The following is a 25,969-nucleotide window of genomic DNA, read 5'->3' on the forward strand; positions in this document are numbered from 1 at the left end:
GGCGGCGGCCTGGGTGTGGCCGATGTTCGACTTCACCGAGCCCAGGTAGAGCGGCCGGTCGGGGGGTCGGTGCCGGCCGTAGGTGGACAGCAGCGCCCGGGCCTCGATCGGGTCGCCGAGGCCGGTTCCGGTGCCGTGTGCCTCGACGACGTCCACGTCGGCCGGGGAGATTCCGGCGTTGGCCAGTGCCTGGACGATGACCGCCCGTTGGGCGGCGCCGTTGGGTGCGGTGATGCCGTTCGACGCGCCGTCCTGGTTGGTCGCGCTGCCGCGTACCAGGGCCAGCACCGGGTGACCGAGCCGGTGCGCGTCGGACAGGCGTTCCACCAGCAGCAGGCCGGCGCCTTCCCCCCAGCCGATGCCGTCGGCGTCGTCGGCGAACGCCTTGCAGCGTCCGTCGGCGGCGAGGCCGCCCTGGCGGGCGAACTCCCGCAGCGGGGCGGTGGTGCCCATCACGGTGACGCCGCCGACGAGGGCCAGGTCGCACTCGTGGGCGCGCAGCGCGCGGACGCCGAGGTGCAGTGCCACCAGGGAGGAGGAGCAGGCCGTGTCCACGGTGACCGCCGCTCCGGTCAGGCCGAGGGTGTAGGCGATCCGACCGGACAGCACGGACAACGAACTGCCGGTGACCGCGTCTCCTTCGCGGACGCCGTCGGCGCCGGTGGCGCTGGGGGCGTAGCCGGTGAATGCGGCTCCGACGATGACGTCGGTGCGGCTGCCGCGCAGCGTGGTCGGGTCGATGCCGGCCCGTTCGACGGCCTCCCACGCCGATTCGAGCAGCAGGCGCTGCTGCGGGTCCATGGCGAGCGCCTCGTTCGGTGAGATGCCGAAGAACTCGGCGTCGAATCCGCTCGCGTCGTGCAGGAATCCACCCAGGTTGGGTCCGACGTCCAGCGGGGCCCATCCCCGGTCGGTGGGCAGGGTGGTGACGGCGTCCGTGCCAGCGGCGACCAGGTTCCACAGCGCGTCCGGGGAGTCGACGCCGCCGGGGTATCGGCAGGCCATGCCGACGATCGCCACCGGCTCCAGGGACCGGGCCTCGACCTCGGCGAGCCGCTGGCGGGTGTGCTGGAGCTGGGTGGCGGTCTCGCGGAGGAAGTGGCGGAGTCGCTCGGAGTTGGTCACGGACCCTCCTCGGCTGGTGACGGTCGGCCGGCTCACGAGATCCCGAAGTTCTCCTGGAGGTAGGAGAACATCTCGTCGTCGCTGGCGGTGTCGGACAGCGATCCGCTCGCCGCCGCGCCGGCCGTCCAGTTCGCTGTCAGTTCGGACAGCCGGGCGGTCACCCGGGCCCGGGCCTCGGCGGTGAAGGCGGTGGTGTGCAGGTTGGCCTCCAGCCGGTCGAGGTCGGCGAAGATCGCGTGCGACGGCGGGGGTTCGTTCTCGGGCAGCAGCGCGTGGCGTATCTGTCGTGCCAGCAGCTGCGGGGTCGGGTGGTCGAACACCACGGTGGTCGCCAGCCGCAGGCCGGTGGCGGCGTTGAGCCGGTTGCGCAGTTCGACGGCCAGCAGGGAGTCGAAGCCCAGTTCCCGGAACGGCCGGTCGACGTCGATCGCCTGCGGCTGGGCGTGGCGCAGCACCCCGGCGGCGCGTTCCCGCACCAGCTCGGCCAGGAGGTGTTCCTGGTGCGCCGGTTCGTGGGCCGCGAGCCGTTCCCGTAGTCGGGCCGCGCGGTCCGCGCCGTCGCGGTCGTCGTCGGCTTCGACGAAGTTCTCCACGAACGTGCTCGGGCGCAGTGAGGTGTAGGCGGAGATGAACAGCGACCAGTCCAGGTCGGCCACGACCACGGTGGTGTCGCCGCCGGCGACGGCCCGGCCCATCGCGGTGATCGCCGGCTGCGGGGCCATGGCGCGGACCCCGACGAGGTCGAACAGGTCGCGTAGTTCCTCGGGGGTCGCGGTCAGTCCGGTCTCGGTCCAGCCACCCCAGGCGATGGCCGTCGCGGTCCGGCCGCCGGCACGACGGCGGCAGGCCAGGGCGTCGAGGTGGGCGTTGGCGGCGCTGTAGGCGGCGTGTCCGGCGCCGCCGAGCACGCCGGACAGCGACGTCATCAGCACGAACGCGTCCAGGTCCGCGTCGGCGAGCAGGGAGTCGAGGTGTTCGGCGCCGCGTACCTTACCGGCGACCACCTCGGCGAACTGGGCGGTGGTGAGGTCGGTGGTGAGGGTGTGGCCGCCGCTGACACCGGCCGTGTGGACGACGGCGCGCAGCGGGAGGTCGTCCGGGACGCGGCTGAGGGCAGCGGCGAGGGCCGTCCGGTCGGCGGTGTCGCACGCCTCGAAGGCCACGGTGACGCCGCAGGCACGCAGGTCCTCGGCGAGGCTGTCGGCGCCCGGCGCGGTGGCACCCCGGCGGCTGAGCAGGACGAGGTGCCGGGCACCGTTGCGGGCGGCCCACCGGGCGATCCGGGAGCCCAGGGCGCCCGTGCCGCCGGTCACCAGGACGGTGTCCCTCGGCTGCCACCGGAGACCGTCGGGGCCGGGTGCCGGTGCCCGTACCAGACGGCGGGCCAGCACCCGGGAGTCGTCCACCGCGACCTGGTCCTCGCCGGTGCGACCGGACAGCACGGTGGGAAGGTGGGCCAGGGCGGCTGCCTGCGGCAGTGGGGGCAGGTCGGCCAGGCCGGCCACCAGTCGCGGGTGTTCCTGGGCCACGGCGAGGCCGAGACCCCACAGTTGGGCCTGTGCGGGGTCGGGTGTGCCGGTGGTCGCCGTGGTCGCGCCCCAGGTGAGGCACCACAGTTTCGCCGCCAGCGTCACCTGGGTGAGCGCATGGACCAGGGCCAGGGTCAGGGCGACGCCGCCGGGGACGTCGGGCTGGTCCGGGTCGGTGTGCCGGGTCAGGGCCAGCAGCGACACCACGCCGACCACGGCCGGGGCGTCACGCACCCCGTCGCGCAGCCGTTCGGCCACCCGCCCGCCGCTCGCGTCCTGCGGTGACAGGGTGACCGTGCGCAGGTACGCGCCGCTGTCCTGGAGTCGGGCGAAGACCCCCTGCAGGCGGTCGTCCCGGTCGTGGTCCGCCGGCTGGACCACCACCCAGGTCCCGAGCAGGCCGGCCGTCGGCTGTGGTGGCAGCGGTGTCCACGAGACGTGGTAGCGCCAGGAGTCGGCGAGCGTGGTCTCGGTCGACTGCTGACGCCAGCGGGCGATCGCCGGCAGCGCCGCCCGCAGGGTGGTGTCGTCCGGTACGCCGATGAGGTGGGAGAGCCCGGCCGGGTCGGTGCGTTCCACGGCGTCCCAGAACCGTTGGTCCGCGACGCCGGTGCGGGTGGCCGGGGTGCCGGGTCGGCGGCCGTCTGCGCCGTCGGCCTCGGGGAGCCAGTAGCGGTCGCGTTGGAAGGCGTAGGTTGGCAGGTCGACGACGGTCGCGTCGGTGAACGCCGCCCGCCAGTCGACGTCGACGCCGCGGGTGTACGCGTCGGCGACGGTGGCCAGGAACTGGCGTCGGTCGCCGCGACCGCGCCGCAGGGTGCCGATGATCGTGGCGTCGGTGCCGGACTCGTCGATCAGGTCCTGGACGCCCATGGTGAGCACGGGTTGGGGGCTGACCTCCACGAAGAGGCTGTGCCCGGCGTCGAGCAGGGCCCGTACCGTGGCGTCGAGGGCCACCGGCTCGCGCAGGTTGCGGTACCAGTAGGTGGCGTCGAGGCCCCGGGTGTCGAGGTGGGTGCCGGTGACGGTGGAGTAGAAGGGGACGTCCGACGGTCGCGGGGTGAGGCCCGTCAGTTCCGACTCGATCTCGTCGCGGATCTGCTCCACCTGGCCGGAGTGTGCCGCGAAGTCGACGCCTTCGATGCGCCAGCGCAGCATGCCACGGGCCGACAGTTCGCGTTCCAGGGCGGTGAGGGCGGCGTCGTCACCGGAGACGGTGACGGCGGCCGGTCCGTTGACGGCGGCGATCCACAGCCGGTCCTGCCAGGGTGTCAGGAGTTCCCGGACGTCGGCGACCGGGGCGAGGGTCGAGAGCATCGCGCCGGCGCCGCGTAACCGTCGCAGGGCCCGGCTGCGCAGGGCGACGACCTTCGCGGCGTCGGGGAGGGAGAGGGCACCGGCGACGTACGCGGCGGCGATCTCGCCCTGGGAGTGTCCGGCCACCGCGGCGGGGCGGACGCCGTAGGACGCCCACAGTTCGGCCAGCGCCACCATCGTGGCGAACAGGACCGGCTGGACGACGTCGACCCGGTCCAGGGTCGGCGCGCCGGGCGTTCCCCGGACGACGTCGAGCACCGGCCAGTCGAGCCAGGTGGCGAGGGCCTGCGCGCACTCGGTCATGGTGCGGGCGAAGACGGGTTCGGTGTCCAGCAGGTCGCGTGCCATGCCGTCCCAGTGGGTGCCCTGGCCGGAGAAGAGCAGCACCGGCTGCCGGGCGGTGTCGGTGCGGCGTCCGGTGACGGTGGCCGGGTCGGGCCGGTCCGCGGCGAGTGCCTCGAGGCTGTCGAGGAGGGTGATGCGGTCGGTTCCGGTCACGACGGCGGTGTGTTCCAGGGTGCTGCGGGTGGTGGCCAGCGAGTAGCCGACGTCGGCGGCGTCCAGGTCGTGTTCGTCGACATGGGCGCGCAGGCGTCGGGCCTGGGCGCGCAGCGCCTCGGGAGTGCGGGCGGACAGCACCCACGGCAGGAGCGCGGCCGGTGCGGGCCGGGGGTCGGTGGTGGCGGCGGGTGCCTGTTCGAGGACGACGTGGGCGTTGGTGCCGCTCATGCCGAAGGACGACACGGCGGCGCGGCGGGGGCGGTCGACGGTCGGCCAGGGCCGCTGTCGGGTGGTCAGGCGTACGGTGCCGGTGGACCAGTCGACCCGGGTGCTGGGCTGTTGGGCGTGCAGGGTGGCGGGGAGGACGCCGTGCCGCAGCGCCAGTACCATTTTGATCACTCCGGCGATGCCGGCTGCGGCCTGGGTGTGTCCCAGGTTGGACTTGAGGGAGCCGAGCCACAGCGGTTGTCCGGCCGGTCGGTTCCGGCCGTAGGTGGCCAGCAGCGCCTGCGCCTCGATCGTGTCACCGAGCCGGGTGCCGGAGCCGTGTCCCTCGACCGCGTCCACGTCGCCGCCGGTCAGCCCGGCGGCGGTCAGCGCGGCCTCGATCACCTGCTGCTGTGCGGTGCCGTTGGGCGCGGTCAGGCCGTTGGAGGCGCCGTCGGAGTTGACGGATGATCCGCGCAGCACGGCCAGGACGGGGTGGCCGTGTCGGTGCGCGTCGGACAGTCGTTCCACCAGCAGCACACCGATCCCCTCGCCCCAGCCGGTGCCGTCGGCGGCGTCGGCGTACGACTTGCACCGGCCGTCCGGGGCGAGTCCGCCGTGTTGGGCGAAGGCGACGAAGCTGGCCGGGGTGGCCATGACGGCCGCGCCCGCGACCAGGGCGAGGTCGCACTCGCCGCTACGCAGGCAGTGGACGGCCAGGTGCAGGGCGACCAGTGAGGACGAGCAGGCGGTGTCGACCGTCAGGGAGGGCCCGCGCAGGCCGTAGGTGTAGGAGAGCCGGCCGGAGCCGACGCTGCCGGACACTCCGGTGAGCAGGTGCCCTTCGAGCCCGGCCGGGGGTGGGACGGCGGTGAAGGCGTAGTCGGTGTTGCCCATGCCGACGACGACGCCGGTGCGGCTGCCGCGCAGGGACCGGGGGTCGACGCCGGCCCGTTCGAAGGCTTCCCAACTGGTTTCCAGCAACAGCCGGTGCTGCGGGTCCATCGCCAGGGCTTCGCGTGGGGCGATGCCGAAGAAGCCGGCGTCGAAGTCGGCGGCGTCGGTGAGGAAGCCGCCGTTGCGTACGGGCGGGGGGCCGGCGGCTTCGGTGCCGTCGTGGGCGACGGTGGACGGTGGTGGCCAGTCCCGGTCGTCGGGGAAGCCGGTGATGGCGTCCGTGCCGGCGGTCAGCAGCGCCCAGAGGTCCTCGGGTGAGGTCACGCCTCCGGGAAAGCGGCAACTCATCCCGATGATGGCGATCGGCTCCCGCTGGCGTTCCTCCTCCACGCGGAGCCGATGGGTGGTTCTGTCCAGCTCAGCGGTAACTCGTTTGAGGTAATCCAGCAGTTCGTCGTCGCTCACCAAGATCGAGGCTCCTCAATTGTCAGAACACCTGATCTATGTACCCGAGTCGGACCACGTGGATCTTCCGTAATCTGACTCGCGTGACGCAGACCACAGGACACGACGCCGGCGTCCGTTCGAGCACGCCCTGCTCAACCGGCTTTCGCGTGGGGTTCGGGTCGCGCCGAAGGTCGAACGGAATCCATTTCCGGGATTTCCCGGCAATGGCGGGACGCGCGATTTCGCGCACCCGCTAAATGGACGGAGGAGTCATCTGACCTATGTCCGGAAATTTGTCGGGTGCTAGCCTCGCTCGCGGTGGAGCCGGACGACGGGAACCGGTCGGCCGGGTCCCGGAGTCCGCCATGTCAGCAGCGGACCCGCATCGGGGCTGCGCGCCGCCGGAAGTCCGCTCGGGGCGAGGATCGTCGAGGGTCGGGGGCACACGTATGGGAGTCGGATCCGACAGCCGGCCGGTCGCCGTGGTGGGCGCCGGGGTGATGGGAACGGGCATCGCCACGACCGTGCTCGGCAGTGGACGACCGGTGGTGCTGGTCGACAACGACCCGGCGGCGCTCGACCGGGCCACCCACACGATTCCCCTCCAACTGCGCCATGCCCGGTTGATGAACGCGGCACCGGCCGACGGGCAACCCGGCCGGCTGGTGACGGCCACCTCCGTACGGGAACTGGGTGGGGTCTCGGCCGTGATCGAGGCGGTCAGCGAACACCTCACCGTCAAGACCGCGATCCTCGTCGAGGTGGCCGGGGCCGTCGGCGCGGACGTCCCGCTCGTCACCAACACCTCGGGCATCCCGATCGACGAGTTGGCCGGGGCCCTGCCCCGACCGCACCAGCTGGTCGGCACGCACTTCATGAACCCCGCCTACCTGATCGACCTGGTCGAGGTGATCCGCGGGCCGCGTACCGGCGAGGCGACCGTGGCCGCGCTCATGGCCCTGCTGGCGGGCCTGCGCCGACGCGCCGTGCAGGTACGTGACTCGCCGGGTTTCGTCACCAGCCGGCTGCTGCACCCGATGCTCAACGACGCGGCCCGCCTCGTGGGGGACGGCATCGCCACGGCCGACGAGGTCGACGCCCTCATGCAGGGCTGCCTCGGCCACCGGACCGGCCCGCTGCGCACCGCCGACCTCATCGGTCTGGACAACCTGGTGGACTCGCTGGCGGCGCTGTACGAACGCACGGGCGAGCAGCGGTACCGGCCCTGCGAACAGTTGACGGCGAAGGTGCGCGACGGCCATCTCGGCCGCAAGTCGGGCCGCGGTTTCTACGACTACACGGAGGTACTGTCGTGACGGCGGAGCAGAGCGCGGAGATCCTCGACCCCGAGGAGACGTTGCGGTCGTACCTCACCGACCGGCTCAAGACCACCGTCGAGGTCGGCCAGGACCTGTTCGACAGCGGGCTGGTCAACTCGCTGTTCGCGATGGAGCTGGTGGTCCACCTCGAACAGACCTTCCAGATCGCCGTGCTGGGTGCGGACCTGCGGTTGGACAACTTCCGCTCGGTGCGGTCGATGGCGGCCCTGGTGCGGCGGCTGCGTGACGACCATGGCCGGTGAACGCCGCACCACCGCCACCGCCCGCGACCTGACCAGCACGCTCATCGGCGACCGGGCCGGCGGCTGGGACCTCGCCGGTGAACTGCCCGTCGCGGTGCTACGGGAGCTGGGCCGGCAGGGGGCGCTGTGCGCCCAGGTTCCGGTGGAGTTCGGCGGGCTCGGTCTGAGCAGCGCGGACAACGGTGAGCTGACCGCACACACCGGCGGCCTGTGCAGCTCGGTGCGTAGCGTGCAGACCTCCCAGGGCATGGCGGCCTGGAGCATCGGCCGGTTCGGCGACCCGGACCAGCGGCGGCACTACCTGCCCCGGCTCACCGGCGGGCAACTCGCTGCGGTGGCGTTCAGCGAAGCCGACGCCGGCAGTGATCTGGGCGCGATGACCACCCGCATCGAGATCGTCGACGGCGAGGCCGTGGTCACCGGGGAGAAGGTGTGGACCACGGCGGCCACCTACGCCGACCTCATCCTCGTCGTCGGCCGGTTCGGGTCGGGGGCGGCCGTCGCGGTCGTCCCCCGCGACCGTCCGGGGGTCCGGCTGACGCGGGTCCCGCATCCGTCGGGGTGCCGCGCGGCGGGCCACGCCGACGTCCGTCTCGACGCCGTCCGCCTCCCCGCCTCCGCGATCCTCGGCGGCGGTGGGCACGACCTGTCGATGCTGGTGACCGCGATGCTGCTCTACGGGCGGATGTCCGTCGCCTGGGGGTGCGTGGGCATCCTGCGCGAGTGTCTGCGGGTGTCGGCCACCCACGTGCGTGCCCGCTCCCAGTTCGGCACCGAGCTGGCCCGCCACCAGCTCGTGTCCCGGCACCTCGCCGAGCTCCTCGTCGCCGAGCAGGTGGCCAGCCGTGCCTGCGAGCACGCCAGCAGGTGCTGGGACGACGGTGATCCGGGGCTGGTCGCCGCCGTGGTGCTGGCCAAGCAGGTCAGTTCGCGCAACGCGGCGCGGGGCGCGGCGACGGCCGTGCAGTTGCTGGCCTCCCGGGCCGCCCACGACGGGAGCCCGGTGGCCCGGGCCTACCGGGACGCCAAGCTGATGGAGATCATCGAGGGCACCACCGAGATCTGTCAGCTCATCCTCGCCGACCACGCGCTGGCCACGGCGGGGAGGGTCGATGCCTGACCAGCCGGTGAAGTGTCTCGTCTGGGACCTGGACAACACGCTCTGGCGGGGCACCCTGCTGGAGGGCGACGACCTCCGGCTGCCCGACGAGGTACGTGAGGTGATCACGACCCTGGACGCGCGGGGCATCCTGCAGTCGGTCGCCAGCAAGAACGACCACGCCCTCGCGTGGCGGCAACTGGAACGGTGGGACGTCGCGGAGTACTTCCTCCTGCCGGAGATCGGGTGGGGCCCCAAGTCCGAGTCGGTGCGCCGGATCGCCGACGGTCTGCGGTTCGCGTACTCCGCTGTGGCCTTCGTCGACGACCAGCCCACCGAACGCGCCGAGGTCGCGTTCCACCTGCCCGACGTACGCTGCTACAGCCACGAGGAGGTGCCCGGACTGCCGCGCCGGCCGGAGTTCACCCCGGCGGTGGTCACCGAGGACGCCCGGCAACGACGCCGCATGTACCAGGCGAACGTCCGACGTACCGCCGTGCAACGCGACTTCGCGGGGCCGGACCAGGAGTTCCTCCGCTCGCTGGACCTCCAGATGCGGATCGACCGGGCGACCGACCGGGACCTCGCCCGGGTCGAGGAGCTGACCCGGCGGACCAGCCAGATGAACGCGACGGGCGTGCACTACTCCGATGCGGCGCTGCGGCGGCTGCTCGACGATGCGGGCCACGAGGTCCTGGTGACCACCATGGCCGACCGGTTCGGTCCGCACGGGGCCGTGGGCGTCGTGCTGCTGGCGCGTCAGGAGGGCGTCTGGCAGGTGAAGCTCCTGGCCACGTCGTGCCGGGTGGTGCAGTTCGGGGCGGGGGCGGTGATCCTGAACTGGCTCGTGGACCGGGCCTTCGCGGCCGGCGTCCACCTGGTGGCCGACTTCCGCCCGACGGAGCGCAACCGGATGATGGAGATCGCCTACCGGTTCGCCGGCTTCACCACCGATCCCTGTGCCTGCACGACCGGGTGCGACCGCCCGGACGAGCCGGACACCCAGCATCTGCATCTCGTGCCGACCCCCCGGGACGCGCCCGGCACGATCCGGGTCACCGCCACCGACCTGTTCCCAGCGCGCTGAACCCACCGGGATGTGGACCGCCCCCGGGGCCGGGCCGACAGATCCGATCGACAGTGAACACTGGAGGCCGTAGGTGACATCGACAGCAGACGACAACGCCACCCGGGTCGCGGAGATGTACGACGGTTTCGTCGGGGCGCAGATGCCGGCGAACCTGCACTTCGGCTACTGGTCGGACGACGGCGACCAGGTCGACCTGATCGCCGCGTCCGAACGGCTCACCGCCCGGCTGATCGAGCGGCTGACGCCCGCGTCGGGTCAGCGCATCCTCGATCTGGGGTGCGGGGTGGGTGGTCCGGCGCTCGACCTGGCCCGCTCGTACGACGTGGAGGTCGTCGGCATCACGGTCAGCGACGGTCAGGTGGCGGAGGCCACGGCACGGGCGCAGCGGGGCGGGTTGGCCGACCGGGTGCGTTTCGAGCTCGCCGATGCGATGGAGCTGCCCTTTGACGACGCGTCGTTCGACGGTGCGTGGTTCTTCGAGTCGCTGCTGCACATGCCGGACAAGCAGCGGGCGTTGTCCGAGGCGGCTCGTGTGCTCAGGCCGGGCTCGCGGCTGGCCCTGGCCGACTGCTTTCGCCGGCCCGGTTACGACGAGCCGACGGAGGTCGTCAACCTCATCGACATCGACGACTACGCACCGCTGCTGCGGGAGGCGGGGTTCACGGTGCTCGACATCCGGGACGTCACGGAGCACGCGGTCTTCCCTCCCCCGGCGCAGGAGCAGCTTCGGGAGTACATCCGTCTGCACCCTGACATCGCGCGGCTGTACGGCACGAGCATCACCAACTGGCTGTTCCGGGACGAGGAGGGTGCGCACGAGCGTGGCCCGGGTGGTTTTCCCGGGTACGTCCTGATCACGGCACAGCGTCGTTGACGGTGGCGGGTCCTGTCGGTCGCCTGCAGCCGCCGGCCCGGCTGCGGTTCCGCAGGTGGCGGTGACCGTAGATAATGTAACGATGACCCGTCGTAACAGGAGGATCGCCGGGTGGACGGCCGGGGTGGTCTGCTCGCTGGGCCTGGTCGGCCTCGGCGTGGCGTTCGCCCGCGTGGGCGTGACGGAGGCCGACAAGTGGGCCAGCACGCTCGGGATCTTCGCCACCGCGCTGGGGCTGGCGCTGACCGCCTACACCGCGGCAGCGACCCGCCGGTCCACGTCGCACACCGGGCCGGTCGACCGGGTCGACAACACGATCCGGGGCGGTGAGTTCGCCCAGTCGGTCGTCCAGGCCCGTGACCTGACCGTCGGCGGCCCGTCCTCCCCCGCACCTGCGGCGGCCGTCGCCGGTGCGGTGACCAACACGATCACGACCGGCACGTTCCACGGTCCGGTCGTCCAGGCCCGTGACATCGTCCGGCAGCCGCACGACCCGCCGGTCCGCGACGACGGGGCCGACCCGTCCCGGGGCTTGTGACGTGAAGGGCGACGGGTTCGGACGACGGCTCTTCGGCCGGCGGACGGAGGGGACGACCTCGAATACGATCACGGGCGGGGTGTTCCTCAACGCGGTGATCCAGGGGCACACGATCACCGTGACCCTGCCGCCGCAGGTCACCCCCGCCGGGTTGCCCCGCGCCTCGACGTCCTTCACCGGCCGGGAGACCGAGGTCGAGTCGCTGCTCAAGGAGCTGGCACCCGGTGGGGGCACCGGGGCGGGACCGGTGTCGGCGGTGGCCGGACTGGCCGGGGTCGGCAAGACCGAACTGGTCGTGCAGGCCGCCACCCGGGCACGACGACAGCCGGGCTGGTTCCCCGGTGGAGTGCTCTTCGTGGACATGTTCGGCTACGACCCGCTGCGGCGGCTGTCGCCCGGCGCGGCGCTGCTCGGCCTGTTGCAGGCGCTGGGTCTGCCCGGTGAGTACATCCCCGCGGGCGAGCAGGACCGCAGCGCGCTGTTCCGTAGCGTGCTGGCCGCCTACGCCGCACAGGACCGGCGGCTGCTCCTGGTGATCGACAATGCGGCCACCGCCGCCCAGGTGACGCCGCTGCTGCCGAGCGACGACAGCACCGCCACGGTGATCACCTCCCGCCACACCCTGGCGGTCGGGGCCCGACTGCACGACCTCGACGTGCTGGACGTCGAGACGTCCGTGCGGCTCCTGGCCGACCAGTTGGAACAGCTGCGCGGCCCGGCCGACAGCAGAGGGCACGACGAGCCGCAGGCCGCCGCCGAGATCGCCGGACTGTGCGCGGGCCTGCCGCTTGCGCTGAACATCGCCGCCGGTCTGCTGGCCGACCCCGGCACCCGTACGCTGGCCTCCCTCGCGCAGGCGTTGCGCGCCGCGCACACCCGGCTGGACCGGCTGAGCCGGGAGGACCGTGCGGTGCGTGCCGCGTTCGACCTGTCCTACCGGCAGCTGAGCCCCACCCAGGCCCGCCTGTTCCGGCTGCTGCCGGTCAATCCCGGCCCGGAGGTCGGCACGGAGGCCGCCGCGTGTCTGGTCGACACCGATGCGCACCGGGCCGAAGCGCTCCTGACGGACCTGGCCCGTGCCCACCTCGTCGAGGCCGGCCCCGGTTGGGGGCGATGGCGGATGCACGACCTGGTCCGGCTCTACGCGCAGGAGCAGGCGGCCGACGCCGATGCTCCGGACGCCGCCCGCGCCAGGCTGTTCACCTACTACGTCGGGGCCACCGCCGCCGCCAGTGCCCATCTGCAGCCTCCGTCGGTCGCCGCCGAGCTCACCGCGAGCTCCGTCCCACAGGAGGCGCTGGCCCGGATCGAGACCACCTACGGGGCGGCCGGGCAGATGCAACCGCCCCCGGTCGTGGCCACCTTCTCCACCCGGGAGCAGGCGCTGGCCTGGTTGGAGACCGAACGGCCCAACCTGGTCGCCGTCTGTACGACCGCGGGCGTCCACGGGCACCGCACGGCCAGCATCGGGCTGGCCTCCCTCCTGCACAAATTCCTGTCGTTCCGTCGGTACCTGTCCGAGCTGATCACCGTCACCGACAGCTTCCGGGCCATCTGCCGGCAGGCCGGGGACCGGCACGGCGAGGGCATGGCACTGAACAACCTCGGCATGGCCCTCAACGAGGCGGGCCGGTCCGACGAGGCCGTCACCGCCCACACCCGGGCGGTCGAGCTCATCATCGGGCAGACCGGTGAACGGCACGACGAAGGCATGGTGCTGAACAATCTCGGCCTGGCCCTGCGGGCGGTGGGGCGGTTCGACGAGGCGATCACCGCCCACACCCGGGCGTTGGACATCTACCGTGAGATCGACGCCCGGCACAGCGAGGGCCTGGCGCTGAACAACCTCGGCCAGGTGCTGCGGGCGGTGGGGCGCTTCGACGAGGCGATCACCGCCCACACCCGGGCCGCCGAAATCTGCCGCGAGACCCGGGACCGGCAGGGTGAGGGCATCACCTGGAACAACCTCGGCGCGGACCTGCAGGAGGTGGGCCAGCACGAGCGGGCCGTCACCGTGCACACCTGGGCCGTCGACGTCTTCAGCGAGCTCGACGACCGGTACCACGAGGCCGAGGCCCAGCACTACCTGGGCTCGGCGCTGCAGATGGTCCAGCGGTTCGACGAGGCCGTGGCCGCCCACACCCGGGCCGTCGAACTCTTCGGGGAGACCGGTGACCGGCACAGCGAGGGCTTGGCGTTGACCGGCCTCGGCCTGACCCTGCGCCGTGCCGGACGGTGTGCCGAGGCGGCAACCGCCCACACGCGGGCAGCCCAGGTATACCGCGACACCGGCGACCGCGGCAGTGAGGGCACGGCGCTGAGCAACCTCGGTGTGGCCCTGCAGGACGCGGAACGGTTCGCCGACGCCACCGCCGCCTACGAACAAGCGGTGCAGGCGTACCGGGAGGCCGGTGACCGGCAGGGCGAGGGCGTCGCCACGAACAACCTCGGCAACAACCTGCGGGCAGCGCAGCAGTCGGCGGACGCCGTCGTCGCCCATCGACGGGCCGCCGACATCTTCCGGGCGGTCGGCGACCGGCACCGCGAGGGCAAGGCTCTGCTCGCCCTCTGCCTGGCCCTGCTCGACACGGGGCAGGCCGAGGAGGTGCGACGCCACTATGAACGGGCGATCGAGGCGTTCGCCGGCGTCGACGAACATGAGAGCGCGGCGTTGGTGCAGCGGTGGCTCGTCAGTCTTCACCCGGGGGCGATCCCGCCCGAAGTCATTCCGCCGGAGTTCCACCAGGCGGCGTTCGTCGTGCTGATGAGGCTCGCGTTCGCCGAGGCCAGATCGGGTAGGCCGTCGTTGTGGGGCGGTCCCCGAGCTGTCCGGGACCCGTCGGACGGCAGTTCGGCATCGTAGCTCCGCCGGGCCGGTGATGCCCTACTGGGACCGATTGACCGTTCGCCGCCATATGATCCACGCCGCGCGACGACCGGAAGGGCTCGTCGTTCACTGTCCGAGGGGGCGGTAGCGCAGGTGTACGACGCCGTTTCCGAATCGGCGCTCCTCGAGAAGCTCAAGCTTGGCGCGCATGCCGGGCGGTAGTCCTGGTTTACCCCCACCGACGACGATGGGCAGGATGAACAGCTCGCACTCGTCGAGCAGTCCGGCCTTGAACGCCTGTGCCGCGAGGTTGGCGCCTCCGACCATCAGGTCGCTGCTGGCGGTGGCCTTCAGTCCGCGGACGGCAGCGGGGTCGAAACGGCGTTCGATCCGGGTGTCGGCAGTGGAGACGCCGGTGAGGGTGGTGGAGTAGACGACTTTGCTCGCCCCCTGCCAGACGCTGGCGAAGTCGGCCATGAGGTCCGACCTTGCCGCCAGAGCGGGGTCGGTCTCCCAGACGGCCATCGCCTCGTACAGGCACCGCCCGTAGAGAAACGTGCCCACAGGTCGCAGGCATTCGGTGTGGAACGCGAACACCTCGTCGTCGATGGGCAACCAGGCGAAGGTGCCGCGTTCGTCCTCCATGTAGCCGTCGAGTGAAACGTTGTTCATGTAGATCAGCTTGGCCATACCCCTACCTCTCGGTGGTCAGCTGCACATTCACCAGGTTGGCGTCCAGCTTGGTGAACGCTTGACGCCAGCCCTCCCCGCTCGGCCGCGCCAGATGTTCGGGGAGCCACTGGCGGATCTCCAGTCGCGTCCGACCGTCCGTGTCGTCGTGGAACTCGATGCGCAGTCTCGTCTCGAACGGCTCGATGCCCTCCTGCAGCCGCCCACTGACGCGCATGACACCGTCGATCAGCTCGCCGTCGACGACGTCGGTGAGGTCGATGTGGACGTGCACGCGAATGCCGGGGTCAGCGGCGTTGACCTCGGTCCACCGTTGAAATCCGCCGGGGCGCACGTCGAACTCGATCTCGTCGCGCGGCAGTGAGTTCCCGATCGGGCCCCACCATGCCGCCAGGTGCTCGGGATCGGTGAAAGCTCGGTAGACGAGTTTCCGCGGCGCGTCGAACAGACGCGAGATCGCCAGCTGCGGCGTCGTCGGTCTCATTCCCTCTCCTGATGGTCGTCCGCCGCCGGCTCAGCGGTCTGCATCGCGGCGAGATGGGCGTCGAGGCGGGTGAGGGACGAGTTCCACGAACGCCGGTGGCGCTCGATCCAGTCGGCCGCCTCGCGCAGCGGGCCAGCCTCAAGGTGGCTCGCGCGCCACTTGCCCGACCGCGACCGCGAGATGAGCGCGGCGCGCTCAAGCACCTTCAGGTGCCGGGACACCGCCGGCATCGAGATCGACAGCGGAGCGGTGAGCTCGGTGACCGTGGCGTCGCGTGCGGCCAACGTGGCGATGATCGCCCGTCGGGTGGGATCGGCGAGCGCCGAGAACACCACGCTGAGCTGATCGGTGGCTACCATCGAGACCCTCTCACTTAACCAACATGTTAAACGTATACCCGGCAGGCCGCCCTCACCGCGCTCGACCCGCCGGTGTCGCACACCGACCGGGGCGAGTACACCGAACGCACACTGTTCGGGTTGGCGGGCGAGAGGCGGCAGCCGGCCGATGTGTCGGACCGCGACGTCACCGCCGTGGTCTACGTCTCCGACCGGAGGGCACCAGGTGCCATCCGGGCTGCTCAGCGCCAGAGGGGGTCGGCGTACGGGGGCGGTGGCGGCTGGATCGAGGTTCGTCCCACGTCCGCTGCCCGAGCGGACCCGCCGCGAGTTGAGCCGCCTCGCCGCGCTGAGCGCGTTCCGCCCCGGGTGAGGTTGCACGGGGCCGGTCGCCGTGCAGGGACCCGGACGTCGTGCCGGGCGGCGTGGGCAGTGACGACCGGACCACGATGCCGTATCGGGGACGTCGAGGAGAGCGCGGGGGCTGAATACCAGATCCTCCGCTTGCGCGGAGGTCCCGAATCGAACGGAACAGCAGGAAGCACCCGCATGGCCTCGACTGTCACAGCTTACCCGGGGATCAACTCGTTGAGTCGGCCCAGGGTGAACGCCTCCGATCCGTCCGGCAGGTTCTCCGGCGCCTCGATGCCGACGAAGGTGACCGGCTCGTCCGGCAGCCGACCGTCCCACGTCGTCACCTCGGCCCGCGCGCGCCACCGGTCGACGAGGTAGGACACGGTGAGGTACCGCCGCTCCATCAGCGCCCGTACCCGGTCGGCCGTGGTGAAGGTGTTCTCCTCCACCCGGTTGAACGACGGCCGTCCCGGCAGGTACAGGTGCAGCCACACCGCCTGCCAGCCGCCCTCGTTCCTGGCGAACACCATCGGCAGCGCCACCCGGCCCTGGCCGCGTAGCTGCGACCGCGCCCGCACCGTCCGGGCGTCGAACGGCGCACCGCGCTGGTCCCGCGCCCGGGTCTGGTACCCGAACATCGACTCGGCGACCTCGTCGAACGACTCGCCCGCATAGATGTTGACCTGCGGAACGACGTACCGTCCGCCGACGGTCGGCGGGACGTCGATGAACTCGGTCGCGCCGTTGCGCGCGTCGGTGACGTCTCCGGAGTGCACCACGCCGTCGTGCCGGTAGTTCGTCCAGGACACCTGACCGGCACTGTGGAAGTCGTCGTCGAGCAGCAGCAGCGACAGGTCGTAGTCGGTGCGGCGGCTGGTCTGCCGCCAGTAGGCGAAGAAGCGTAGCAGCTCACCGGAGACCGACGCCCGTGAGCCCCTGGGCATGACGGCGAAGCCGCCCTCGGCTGCCTTGCCGGACAGCGGCAGGGCGACGTCGAGCACCTGCGGATCCACCAGCAGCGGTCGGTGCCACTGCGGCAGCCGGGCGGTGATCTCGGCGTCGAGCAGCGACGACAGCTCGGCCACCAGCCCGGCCGGCAGCGGCGGCCGCTCGTCGGGGCCGACCCACGCGGTGCGGGAGCGGCTCGCATACATCCGGGCCGAGGCGGGGGTCAGCCGGTTGTCGACGTGCTCCCGCAGCGAGAGCAGCACCCGGCCCGATGCCGAGCCGAGCGCGCCGGCGACCGCGTCGACGACCGTGGTCCGCTCCGACGCCGACGCCAACCGCAGCAGCCGGTCGGCGGAGCGCAGTAGCAGGCCCGGCGCAGCCGACAGCACCGATGCGGCCGGACCGATGGCACCGGCGCGGATCGCCGTCTCGGCCCGGCCGGCGAGGTTGTGCACCCGCCGCTCGCCACGCGCGACCGTGAACACCGCCTGCGCGTGCGGCCACTTGTCGTACTCGTGCGGGTGCAGCCGCTCCCCGAGCCGCTTCCAGCGCTCCGCGTAGCGCGCGACGTCACCGAGCTTGTCCGGGTGCGCGGCGACGACCTCGTTCAGCGCGGCCAGCAGCATCCGCCGCTCCGGGCGGCGGAAGGCACGAAACCGGGTGGGTGCCGCCAGCGAGACGTCCCCGCCGGAAACCTGGCAGGCGAGGCGCAGCACGTCGGTCGTGGTGTCCACGCCGACCAGCGGCCGGCCGAGGACGAGGCGGATCCCGTTGAGGACGGCCCGGTTCTCCCGTACCGGGATCTCGGCCGGCTGCGCGCCGTCCGCGCAGGCCACCGCCAGCTCGCCGAGGATCGCGAGGTCGGCCTCGCCGTGCGGCGTCGGGCTGCCGGCCAGGGCCAGGTAGAGCCGTGCCGCCTCCACCTCGGCGGTGTCACCGAGATGCAGCAGGGTCACCCGGTCACCGGCCGTGGTGACCAACGTGTCGTGCACGGCCAGCAGCTCCCCGTAGGTGTGCTGGTAGGTGCCGTAGGCCGGCAGGTCGAGCAGGTTCACCCCGCCCGAGAGGGCGGCGTCCCGCAGCTGCGCGTCGGTCGCCGCGCCCCCGCCGGTGAGCACGGCCGCCCGCAGCCGGTCGACCCAGAACTCGACGGTGTCCGGCACGTCGTGCGGGAACCCGATGAAGTAGGCGTTGTGCTGGACGTGGTCGCCGACCAGCTCGCGTACCGCAGAGACGACCGTGGCGGCGACATCCATCGCCGGCCCGGGGGCCAGGCCGCCGAGGTGCTCCAGCAGGGCCCGCGAAGCCGAGAACCCGACATCGAGCAGCGCCGCGTCCAGCTGCCGCGCCACCGGCGTGCCGTCTCCGGGCCCGGCCGTGCTCGCCGGTACGCGCAGGGTCTTCTGGATGATCAGCTTCTCGATCACGTGCTCCTCCGTTCCGGTCGGCTCTGGCGGGTGGTGGTGCCCGGGGGCGCAGTGGGTCGCCGGGGACTCGAACCCCGAACCTTCCGATCCAACAGGGAGAAGGAAGCGCACCCATCGCCGCACGAGCGGAGGGCGGACGCGCTACTCAGTCGGATGCTCTAGCCAGTTGAGCTAACGACCCAGATGTCGATCATCCATCAGCCGAGTCGACATGGCCACCGGGATTCGCGGTCGCCGCCCTGGGCCGGCCGGGAGGTGCCGCGTGCACCGCAGCTACAGACCGGCGCGACGCAGGGTGGGGCGGGACAGGAACGCGGCGGTGGCGGTGACCGCGATCGCCGCATGGACCAGCAGGGCCGTGGCGAGGCCGAGATGCGCGAACAGGACGCCGATCAGCAGATTGCCCAGCGGAATCGCGGCGAACGCCACCAGTGCCAGCACCGCCAGCACCCTGCCCCGGTACTCCGGTTCACACCAGGTCTGCAGCAGCGACGTCCCCAGGCTCGCGGTCACGCCGAGCAGGGTGCCGAGCGCGACGAAGATGGTCACCACCAGGCCGAGGGAGGCCGCCGTCGCCAGTGCCGCGAGCACCAACTCCCCGTCGCCGTGCTGTGCGAGCCACCTCCGTGTGTCGTCCTCATCCCCTGGTTCCAGGACACCGAACCATGTTCTCGCCCGGCTTTGTCGGGTCCCCATGCGACAGCACCCGCCCAAGATTGCATATCCCACAGGAGACAATTGCGTCGGCGTAATGGCTTCCCGACAGGGCTGATGGAATCCGGTTTCCGACAGCACGGCCTCCACCGGGTGGACCGGCCAGGCTCGTCATTCATCAACGCCAAAGCGTAATGTGATGAATGACTCGTTGCGCGCATGTGACCGTCCTGGATCGAAGGAGTCCGCACATGTCCGAGCAGTACTCGCGGCGCTCCTTCCTCAGCGGGGTGCTGACCTGCGGTGCGCTGAGCGCCTCGGCGGTCTACCTGCTGCCCGGCGGACACCGCCCGCCGCCGGTCGAGCTTCGGCTCGCCACCGGCGCCGACCCCACCGGTGCCCGCAAGCTCCTGCTGGCCATGTGGAACCAGGCCAACCCCGACACTCCGGCCCGGCTGACCGACGAGATCGAGGGCGGATCCGGTGACGAACGCACGAGGCTGTTGACCGCAGCCCGCAATGGCAGTGCCGACATCCTCAACCTGGACGTCGTCGACATTCCCGAGTTCGCCGCGCAGAAGCTGATCACCCCGATCCGGCTGGCCGACCGGAACTTCCTGACCTCGGTGAAGGACCTGCACCAGGTCGCGGACGCCCCGGACAGCTACTGGGCCGCGCCGCTGAACACCGACGTCGGCATGCTGTTCTGGCGCAACCCCGGGACCGCCCAGCCCGGTCCGGTGACGTTGTCGAGCGTGCTCGACAACGCCGACACAGCCTCGTTCGTCGGCCAACTGAGCCCCAACTCGTCGAACTACAACGAGGGTTTCCTGGTCAACATCCTGGAACACGCCCTGTCCGTGGACCCTGACCTGCTCAGCCCGACCGGTGAGATCCTGTTCGAGCTGAAACCCTGGCAGAAAGCGCTGCAACCATTACAGGAGGCTATTGAGGCCGGGAAGGTCACCCGCTCCAGCGACGAGAACGCCAGCCTGGACACGTTCGTGGAGAAGAAGCCGACGTTCATGCGCAACTGGCCGGTGAAGTACCGCGAACTCCAGCAGCGCAAGGACGCTGACCTGCTGGCCGGGAAGATCCAGGTGCGCCCGCTGGCCTACGGGGTGCTCGGCGGCCAGAGCCTCGCGCTGGTGCGCACCTGTCCCCACCCCGAGCAGGCCATCCGGTTCATCAACTTCATGACCGGCACGGCAGCCCAGAAGGTCCTCGCCGGGCACGGCTTCGCCCCGACCCTCGCCGAGGCGTACAACGACCCGAACCTCCGGGCGGTCATCCCGCATCTGGAAGCAGTACGGGGTGCGGTGGAGAATGCCCGACCCCGACCGATGCACCCGGGGTACCGCACGTTCGCCGAGGTTTTCGTCGACCACACCGCCCGGCTGGTGCGCAGTGATCCCGTATCCACCTCGGAACTGACCTCGGAGTTCATCGCCGCCATGAAGGCGGCGCTCGCATGACCGAAGTGGAGGAGGTTCCATGAAGGTCGAGCCGTGGCAGGTGCCGATCCTGGTGATGGCCGGCATCATCCTGGCGGAGCTGGCGACCAGGGTGATCCCGCGCCGCTGGACGGCGCACCTGGCCCGACAACAGGTCCGTACCGTCGCGCTCGGCGGGCTGGCGGTCCTGGTCATCGTCGTCGGGGTGTTGGCGCTCGGACCGGACCTCGCCGACCAGATCGCCAGCGTGGCGGCGTCCATCGCCGGGCTGGTCGCACTCTGGCTGACCTACCGGTCGTACCAGTTGCAGACCACCGCGACCCCGGACGCCGCGACCCCGGTCGGGGCGGCGCGGGACGCCACCGAGCCGGAGGCCGCAGGCAGCACCGGTCAGCCGCCCGGTCGCTGAGCGCCACGTACGGGAGGCAGGCGTGCGGCTTCTTCTCACCTCCGCGGGTGTCACGAACCCGAGCATCCACGGTGCGCTGGTCGACCTGCTGGGCAAGCCGGTCGCCGATTCCAACGCTCTGTGCGTCCCCACGGCGCTGTACGGCAATCCCATGTCCGGGCCCGCCTCGGCCTGGCGGTTCGTAACCGGTCAGACGCCACTGCCCATGTGCGGCCTGGGTTGGAAGTCGCTGGGTGTGCTCGAGCTGACGGCGCTGCCCAGCATCGGCGAGCAGCGTTGGGTCCCCTGGGTCCGGGAGACCGACGTCATCCTCGTGGCCGGCGGCGATGCGGCGTACCTGTGCCACTGGATGCGGCAGTCCGGGCTGGCGGATCTCCTGCCGTCGCTGCGGGACACCGTGTGGGTGGGGCTGAGCGCGGGGAGTATGGTGCTGACCCCCCGGATCGGTGCCACCTTCGTCGAGTGGCAGTCCGCACCCGACGATCGCACGCTGGGGGTCGTCGACTTCTCGATCTTCCCGCACCTGGGTCTCGAACCGGACAACACCATGGTGGATGCCGAGAGTTGGGCGGCCGAGATCGCGGGTCCCGCGTACGCGATCGACGACCAGACGGCCATCACGGTGACCGACGGCACCGTCGAGGTCGTCTCCGAAGGGCGGTGGAGGCGCTTCCCCGAGTAGCCGCGGCCAGCGTGACGGGCACGTTCAGCAGGCCGTGTCGTGCTCCGGCAGGTGCCCGTGCACCAGGTATGCGGTGACCGCGCCCGTCAGGCAGGTGTCGGCCGGGCCGTTGAGGACCGGCGCATGGGTCCGCCTGTCCACGGTGACCAGCCGGGATCCGGTGATGGCCCGGGCGGTTGTGATCGAGTTGGCCGGTGGCACCGAGGCGTCGCGGAGTGCGGCGACGACGAGCGCCGCCGGTGCCCGGTTGCCGGCGAGCGGCGGCGTGTTGTCCCGGCTGACCGGCCAGAAGGCGCAGGGGTTGAGGTTGGCGATCGACGGGCCGAAGACGGGATAGCGGGTGCCGAGTCGGGCCAGGTCGCGGCGGTAGGTCGCCGGGTCGCGCGGCCACGCGTCGTCGCCGCAGCGGAATGCCGTGTTGACCGCGGTGTGGTTGTCCGCCGGCACACCCGGGGTGCCGGGCAGCGGGGCCGGTCGAGGGTCGAGGGGGATCGGTGGCGGGCGGTGGGCGAGGATGGCGGCGAGGTCGGTCGCGACCACCGGCCACAGGTGCTCGAAGTACGTCGCGATGACCGTCAGGGAGCCCAGTTCGCCGGCGGTCCAGGCGTGGTCTCCGGCCACGATCGGCTCGGTCGCGGCCCCGGCGAAGGCCCGGCTGAGGGTTGCCGCGACCTCGGTCGGCGTCGCGCCGAGTCCGAACGTTGCGCTGTTGTCGGCGAGGTATCCGGTGAAGGCGGCGTAGTTCTCCTCGAAGGCCGGGATCCGGGCCAGCTCGTAGGGACGCCAGGCGAGGTCGTAGTTGACCGGGCTGTCCAGCACGAACCGGTCCGCCCGGTGCGGGAACAGGGTGCCGTACGCGACGCCGAGCATCGCCGCGTACGAACCTCCGAGGAAGGACAGTTTCCGCTCGCCGAGCGCTGTCCGGATGGTGTCCATGTCGCGGGCGGCCTGTGCGGTCGTGGCGAACGGCAGCGCCCAACCGGCGTGCCGGGCGCAGGCGCGGGCGTACGCGCGGGCCTGCGCGGCGGTGTCCGCCAGGGACTGGTACGTCGCGGTGCGGACCCAGTAGCCGCCCGGTTCCTCCTCCGGCTGGCCGCAGGTGATCGGGGTGCTGCGCTCGACGAAGCGCATGTCGAACCCGACGATGTCGTAGCGGGCGAGCACCGCGGGGTCGACTACGGCGGCGAGGTTCAGCGGCTCGGGGACGCCGGCGCCGCCCGGCCCGCCACCGGTGGTGACCAGTACGCCGCGGCGCAGCGCCGGGTCGGTCGCGGGGAGCCGGGAGATCGTGATGTCGATCGTCGGGCCGGTCGGCCGCGCATGGTCGAGCGGCACCTGGACGGTGGCGCAACGCAGGCGGCTGTCGGCGACGCCGGGGCAGGAACGCCAGGCGAGGGTCGCCCCGCTGGCCGCGCGGCCGGGGCGACGGCCACGGTGAGGAAGGCGACCACGACAGCGGCCATCGCGCGCATTGGCGTGTCCCCCGACAGTAGATCCGCACAGGTCTATGTCGGACACGTTAGGGCGGGTGGTTGCCATACCGCAACGTGTCTTCGGCACCGCCCCCGTCCTGCGCCCTCGGGTCGACAGGTCGTCGCCCCACGGATCACTGCCGTCCTCCCCTGCACCGGATCGGCCGGTCCTGCGGGCAGGCGTTCAGGAGGAGCAGGTGTCGAGCATGGTCTGCAGGGCGGACTTCTCCGACGACTGCAGGCGTAGGCCCCAGGTGTACTTCACGGTGATCCACATCTTGCTGTAGGTGCACCGGTACGACGACAGCGGTGGCTGCCACGTCGACGGGTCCTGGTCGCTCTTGGACTGGTTGACGTTGTCGGTCACCGCGATCAGTTGCGGGCCGGACAGGTCGTTGGCGAAGCTCTGCCGACGGCTGGTCGTCCAGGAGCTCGCGCCGGAGCGCCATGCCTCGGCGAGGGGGACCATGTGGTCGATGTCGACGTCGGATGCGGCGGTCCAGGTGGCTCCGTCGTAGGGGCTGTACCAGCGTCCGGACGTGGCCTGGCAGGAGGAGTTGACGACGACGGAGGTGCCGTCGCGTTTGAGGACCTGTTCTCGGGTGTCGCAGCTGCCGCTGACGGTGATCCAGTGGGGGAACAGGTCCCGGGAGTAGCCGCTGGTGGAGCCCTCGGTGGCGACGGTGAGGGCGTTGAGTTGCGACTGCGCGGTCGCCTTCGACGGGATCCCCGGCGGCGTCGCCGCCGCGGTCCCCGCGATGCCCGCCGGGAGGGCCGCGCCGACGAGCGTGGCGAGTGCCAGCGTCACGGCGCGCACCCGGGGCCGCGCAAGTCCGGGCGTCTTCGTGGTCGGTCGTGCCATGCCGTGCCTCCAGGTCGCCATCGAGAGCATATGCAGTCACCATCTTCGATGAAAGTGACGGCTGGATGGCAGCCTCGTGAAGAGCCGCAAAGATCGGGCGCAACGCTTACCCACCGCTGGGCCAACTGACCACGGGGCCAGCTGGCCCAGGGTCGGAAGTCGGTCCCCCGCCGCGTTCACCACCGGCGGAAGCTCCTGGACCGACTCCGTGCGGCGATCCCTTGCCCTGATCGTCGTTCTCCTGTCGAGGTCGATGCAGAGGATCCCTCGACTCCACAGCTCGACGATCAATCGGCCGTGACTGCGCGTACGGGCCGGTGGAGGCCGGGTACGGGCGGTCAGCCCGCGCCGACGGACGCCGGGCCGGCCAGGTCGGGGGCGGTCAGGTGGAACGTCGAGGGAGCGGGTTGCCGGCGGGCCATCAGGTGTAGTCGCTGGACGGCGCGGTCGGCGTCGACGGCGATGCGGTCCCGGCAGGCGCAGGGCTCCTCGTCGAAGCCGGCGAACCGGTAGGCGACCTCCATCATCCGGTTGCGGTCGTTGGGCCGGAAGTCGGCGATCAGGTGTACCCCGGCGCGGGCGGCCTGGTCCACCAGCCAGGTCAGCAGGACCGTGCCGGTGCCGAAGGACACCACCCGGCAGGAGGTGGCGAGCAGCCGCAGGTGCCACACCTCGGGGTGCTTCTCCAGGACCAGCACGCCGACCGCGCCATGCGGCCCGAAGCGGTCGGTCAGCGTCGTGACCAGGACCTCGTAGCTGGGGTCGGCCATCAGGGTCCGCAGCATCCGGTCCGGGTAGTGCACGCCTGTCGCGTTCATCTGGCTGGTTCGTAGGGTCAGCTCCTCGACCCGGGACAGTGTCGCGGCGTCGGCCCGCCGGATGTGCATCGCCAGGTCGAGTGAGCGGAGGAAATCCTCTGCGGGGCCGGTGAACCGGGCCTGCTCGTCCGCCCGCCGCTGACCGGCCTGGTACATCTGCCGGCGACGGCGGGCGTCCACGGTCACCGACGTCGGGGTGAACTCGGGGCGGTCGAGCAGGGTGGTGGCCAGGCCGGCGTCGTAGCAGCGCACCTGCGGAAGGTGGTAGGCGACCTCGGCCCGTTCGGCGGGCTGGTCGTCGATGAAGGCGATGGTGCCGAGTGCGAAGCCGAGCTGGTCGGCGATGCGCCGCACGGCGTCGGACTTGCGTCCCCAGCCGATCTGCGGTGCCACGAGGTATTCGGCGACGCCGAGCGCGCGCAGCCGGGCCCAGGCCGGCTCGTGGTCGTTGCGGCTGCACACCGACTGGAGGATGCCCCGGGCGTCGAGGCCGGTGATCACCGCCTGGATCGGGTCGGGGAGCACGACCTGCTCGTCTTCGAGCAGGACGCCCTGCCAGAGGGTGTCGTCGAGGTCCCAGACCAGGCACTTCACGGTCACGGGTGGCGCGGGCGGGGCCTCATCGGTCACGGCGGCTCCTTCGTGGGTTGTCGCTCGTCGGCCGTCCGGGCGGATGACGAGCGTGGCGGCCCGGGCGGGCGCGTCGGTGGTGGGGTCAGGCACCGTGGTCCCCGGATTCGCCGGTGCGGAGCCGGTCGACCAGGGCGACCATTCGGCGTACGGTCCGGAAGTTGTCCAGCCGCAGGTCGGTGCCGCGCACGGTGACCCCGTACGTCTGCTCCAGGTGCACCACCAGTTCCATCGCGAACAGGGACGACAGCCCGCCGGCGGCGAACAGGTCCGTGTCCGGTGGCCAGGACCGCCCGGTGCGCGCCGTCAGGAAGCGCGCCAGCTCCGGTGCGAGGGTGTCGGCACGGTTTCCGGTGTCCGACACGTCCTGGTCGGATGGCACAGTCATCACAGGTCTCCCTCGTAGTGGTAGAACCCCTGCCCGCTCTTGCGGCCGAGGCGTCCGGCCCGGACCGTGGTCAGCAGCAGCTCGCAGGGGCGGCAGTGCTCGTCGCCGGTCCGTTCGTGCAGCACCCACAGGGAGTCGACCAGCTTGTCCAGGTCGATGAGTCGGCGGTGCGCAGCGGACCGGTCGGATGTCCCGGAGATCCCTGCAGGAGGGTGTCGACGGATTCGACGCCGGCCGTGCCGGCGGCTACCACCCGGACCGCAGTGTTGATTCATGGGGTGCGGGATGCGGCTGGTCACCGGTGTCGCGTTCTGCCCCGTCACCAG

At 71.6% G+C, this 25,969-nt stretch carries 19 protein-coding genes, 1 tRNA gene and 3 pseudogenes (1 of these 23 cut by a window edge); 10 read left to right on the forward strand and 13 right to left on the reverse strand.

Going from position 1 to position 25,969, the window contains the following annotated elements; translation table 11 throughout:
- Together ACN265_RS17755 and ACN265_RS17760 are read right to left on the reverse strand one after the other, a co-directional pair.
- Positions 1 to 1,026 (reverse strand): annotated as a pseudogene (locus ACN265_RS17755) (SDR family NAD(P)-dependent oxidoreductase); its annotated part reaches 4,167 nt to the left of the window's first position; the annotation flags it as partial.
- A gap of 131 nt (positions 1,027 to 1,157) precedes the next feature.
- Positions 1,158 to 6,035, reverse strand: a pseudogene (locus ACN265_RS17760) (type I polyketide synthase); the annotation flags it as partial.
- Positions 6,036 to 6,472: 437 nt separating this feature from the next.
- On the opposite strand from ACN265_RS17760, the gene ACN265_RS17765 reads away from it, so the two are divergent.
- The 7 genes from ACN265_RS17765 (at position 6,473) to ACN265_RS17795 (ending at position 14,069) form a co-directional block, all read left to right on the forward strand.
- A complete protein-coding gene (locus ACN265_RS17765; protein WP_357933485.1) occupies positions 6,473 to 7,339 on the forward strand; it encodes a 3-hydroxyacyl-CoA dehydrogenase family protein in 867 nt (288 codons plus the stop codon).
- Positions 7,336 to 7,605 (forward strand): acyl carrier protein, encoded by a 270-nt coding sequence (locus ACN265_RS17770; RefSeq protein ID WP_363657253.1) that lies wholly within the window; start codon positions 7,336 to 7,338, stop codon positions 7,603 to 7,605. The genes ACN265_RS17765 and ACN265_RS17770 overlap by 4 nt, the downstream gene beginning before the upstream one ends.
- Positions 7,595 to 8,725 carry an acyl-CoA dehydrogenase family protein gene (locus ACN265_RS17775; protein WP_421411521.1) on the forward strand — a complete coding sequence of 377 codons (1,131 nt, stop codon included), beginning with the start codon at positions 7,595 to 7,597 and terminating at the stop codon, positions 8,723 to 8,725. Before ACN265_RS17770 ends, ACN265_RS17775 begins: the two co-directional genes overlap by 11 nt.
- Complete coding sequence (locus ACN265_RS17780) at positions 8,718 to 9,791, forward strand: HAD-IIIC family phosphatase (RefSeq protein WP_421408596.1); 1,074 nt, start codon at positions 8,718 to 8,720, stop codon at positions 9,789 to 9,791. Before ACN265_RS17775 ends, ACN265_RS17780 begins: the two co-directional genes overlap by 8 nt.
- Positions 9,792 to 9,864: 73 nt before the next feature.
- Positions 9,865 to 10,668, forward strand: coding sequence for an SAM-dependent methyltransferase (locus tag ACN265_RS17785; protein ID WP_421408597.1), 804 nt, complete (start codon positions 9,865 to 9,867; stop codon positions 10,666 to 10,668).
- 82 nt (positions 10,669 to 10,750) lie between these two features.
- The gene (locus tag ACN265_RS17790) at positions 10,751 to 11,206 is read left to right on the forward strand and encodes a hypothetical protein (RefSeq protein ID WP_421408598.1); all 456 of its coding nucleotides are present in this window, start codon (positions 10,751 to 10,753) and stop codon (positions 11,204 to 11,206) included.
- A gap of 79 nt (positions 11,207 to 11,285) precedes the next feature.
- The gene (locus ACN265_RS17795; RefSeq protein WP_421408599.1) at positions 11,286 to 14,069 is read left to right on the forward strand and encodes a tetratricopeptide repeat protein; all 2,784 of its coding nucleotides are present in this window, start codon (positions 11,286 to 11,288) and stop codon (positions 14,067 to 14,069) included.
- Positions 14,070 to 14,159: 90 nt separating this feature from the next.
- Here ACN265_RS17795 and ACN265_RS17800 read toward each other — a convergent pair whose 3' ends face one another.
- From ACN265_RS17800 to ACN265_RS17825, 6 genes are all read right to left on the reverse strand, one after another.
- The gene (locus ACN265_RS17800) at positions 14,160 to 14,723 is read right to left on the reverse strand and encodes a dihydrofolate reductase family protein (protein ID WP_421408600.1); all 564 of its coding nucleotides are present in this window, start codon (positions 14,721 to 14,723) and stop codon (positions 14,160 to 14,162) included.
- A gap of 4 nt (positions 14,724 to 14,727) precedes the next feature.
- Positions 14,728 to 15,207 (reverse strand): SRPBCC family protein, encoded by a 480-nt coding sequence (locus ACN265_RS17805; protein WP_421408601.1) that lies wholly within the window; start codon positions 15,205 to 15,207, stop codon positions 14,728 to 14,730.
- Entirely contained in the window at positions 15,204 to 15,566 is a 363-nt protein-coding gene (locus ACN265_RS17810; protein ID WP_421408602.1) for an ArsR/SmtB family transcription factor, read from the reverse strand. Before ACN265_RS17810 ends, ACN265_RS17805 begins: the two co-directional genes overlap by 4 nt.
- A 548-nt stretch (positions 15,567 to 16,114) precedes the next feature.
- Complete coding sequence (locus ACN265_RS17815) at positions 16,115 to 18,274, reverse strand: hypothetical protein (protein WP_421408603.1); 2,160 nt, start codon at positions 18,272 to 18,274, stop codon at positions 16,115 to 16,117.
- 52 nt (positions 18,275 to 18,326) lie between these two features.
- Positions 18,327 to 18,455, reverse strand: a tRNA-OTHER gene (locus ACN265_RS17820).
- 92 nt (positions 18,456 to 18,547) lie between these two features.
- Positions 18,548 to 18,865 (reverse strand): hypothetical protein, encoded by a 318-nt coding sequence (locus tag ACN265_RS17825; protein WP_377681869.1) that lies wholly within the window; start codon positions 18,863 to 18,865, stop codon positions 18,548 to 18,550.
- A gap of 314 nt (positions 18,866 to 19,179) precedes the next feature.
- Between ACN265_RS17825 and ACN265_RS17830 the strand changes: the two genes are divergently transcribed.
- From ACN265_RS17830 to ACN265_RS17840, 3 genes are read left to right on the forward strand one after another with little or no spacing between them, the layout of a single operon-like run.
- Entirely contained in the window at positions 19,180 to 20,403 is a 1,224-nt protein-coding gene (locus ACN265_RS17830) for an extracellular solute-binding protein (RefSeq protein ID WP_421408604.1), read from the forward strand.
- A 19-nt stretch (positions 20,404 to 20,422) separates the two neighbouring features.
- The gene (locus ACN265_RS17835) at positions 20,423 to 20,791 is read left to right on the forward strand and encodes a hypothetical protein (RefSeq protein ID WP_420115587.1); all 369 of its coding nucleotides are present in this window, start codon (positions 20,423 to 20,425) and stop codon (positions 20,789 to 20,791) included.
- A gap of 22 nt (positions 20,792 to 20,813) precedes the next feature.
- A complete protein-coding gene (locus ACN265_RS17840) occupies positions 20,814 to 21,473 on the forward strand; it encodes a Type 1 glutamine amidotransferase-like domain-containing protein (protein ID WP_421408605.1) in 660 nt (219 codons plus the stop codon).
- Between the two features lie 24 nt (positions 21,474 to 21,497).
- Here ACN265_RS17840 and ACN265_RS17845 read toward each other — a convergent pair whose 3' ends face one another.
- The 5 genes and pseudogenes from ACN265_RS17845 to ACN265_RS17865 form a co-directional block, all read right to left on the reverse strand.
- Positions 21,498 to 22,808, reverse strand: a complete 1,311-nt coding sequence (locus ACN265_RS17845) for an alpha/beta fold hydrolase (RefSeq protein ID WP_421408606.1) — start codon at positions 22,806 to 22,808, stop codon at positions 21,498 to 21,500.
- A 321-nt stretch (positions 22,809 to 23,129) separates the two neighbouring features.
- Positions 23,130 to 23,807 (reverse strand): HNH endonuclease family protein, encoded by a 678-nt coding sequence (locus ACN265_RS17850; RefSeq protein WP_420115585.1) that lies wholly within the window; start codon positions 23,805 to 23,807, stop codon positions 23,130 to 23,132.
- 338 nt (positions 23,808 to 24,145) lie between these two features.
- On the reverse strand, positions 24,146 to 25,255 hold the full coding sequence (locus ACN265_RS17855) for an HAD-IIIC family phosphatase (RefSeq protein WP_421408607.1): 1,110 nt from the start codon (positions 25,253 to 25,255) through the stop codon (positions 24,146 to 24,148).
- Positions 25,256 to 25,340: 85 nt separating this feature from the next.
- Complete coding sequence (locus ACN265_RS17860; RefSeq protein ID WP_377681864.1) at positions 25,341 to 25,643, reverse strand: acyl carrier protein; 303 nt, start codon at positions 25,641 to 25,643, stop codon at positions 25,341 to 25,343.
- Positions 25,643 to 25,896 (reverse strand): annotated as a pseudogene (locus ACN265_RS17865) (3-hydroxyacyl-CoA dehydrogenase family protein). The gene ACN265_RS17860 and the pseudogene ACN265_RS17865 overlap by 1 nt, the downstream one beginning before the upstream one ends.
- Positions 25,897 to 25,969: the final 73 nt, after the last annotated feature.

It is taken from the genome of Micromonospora sp. WMMD730 (assembly GCF_049178955.1).
In the GTDB taxonomy this organism is placed as follows: Bacteria; Actinomycetota; Actinomycetes; order Mycobacteriales; family Micromonosporaceae; genus Micromonospora; species Micromonospora wenchangensis.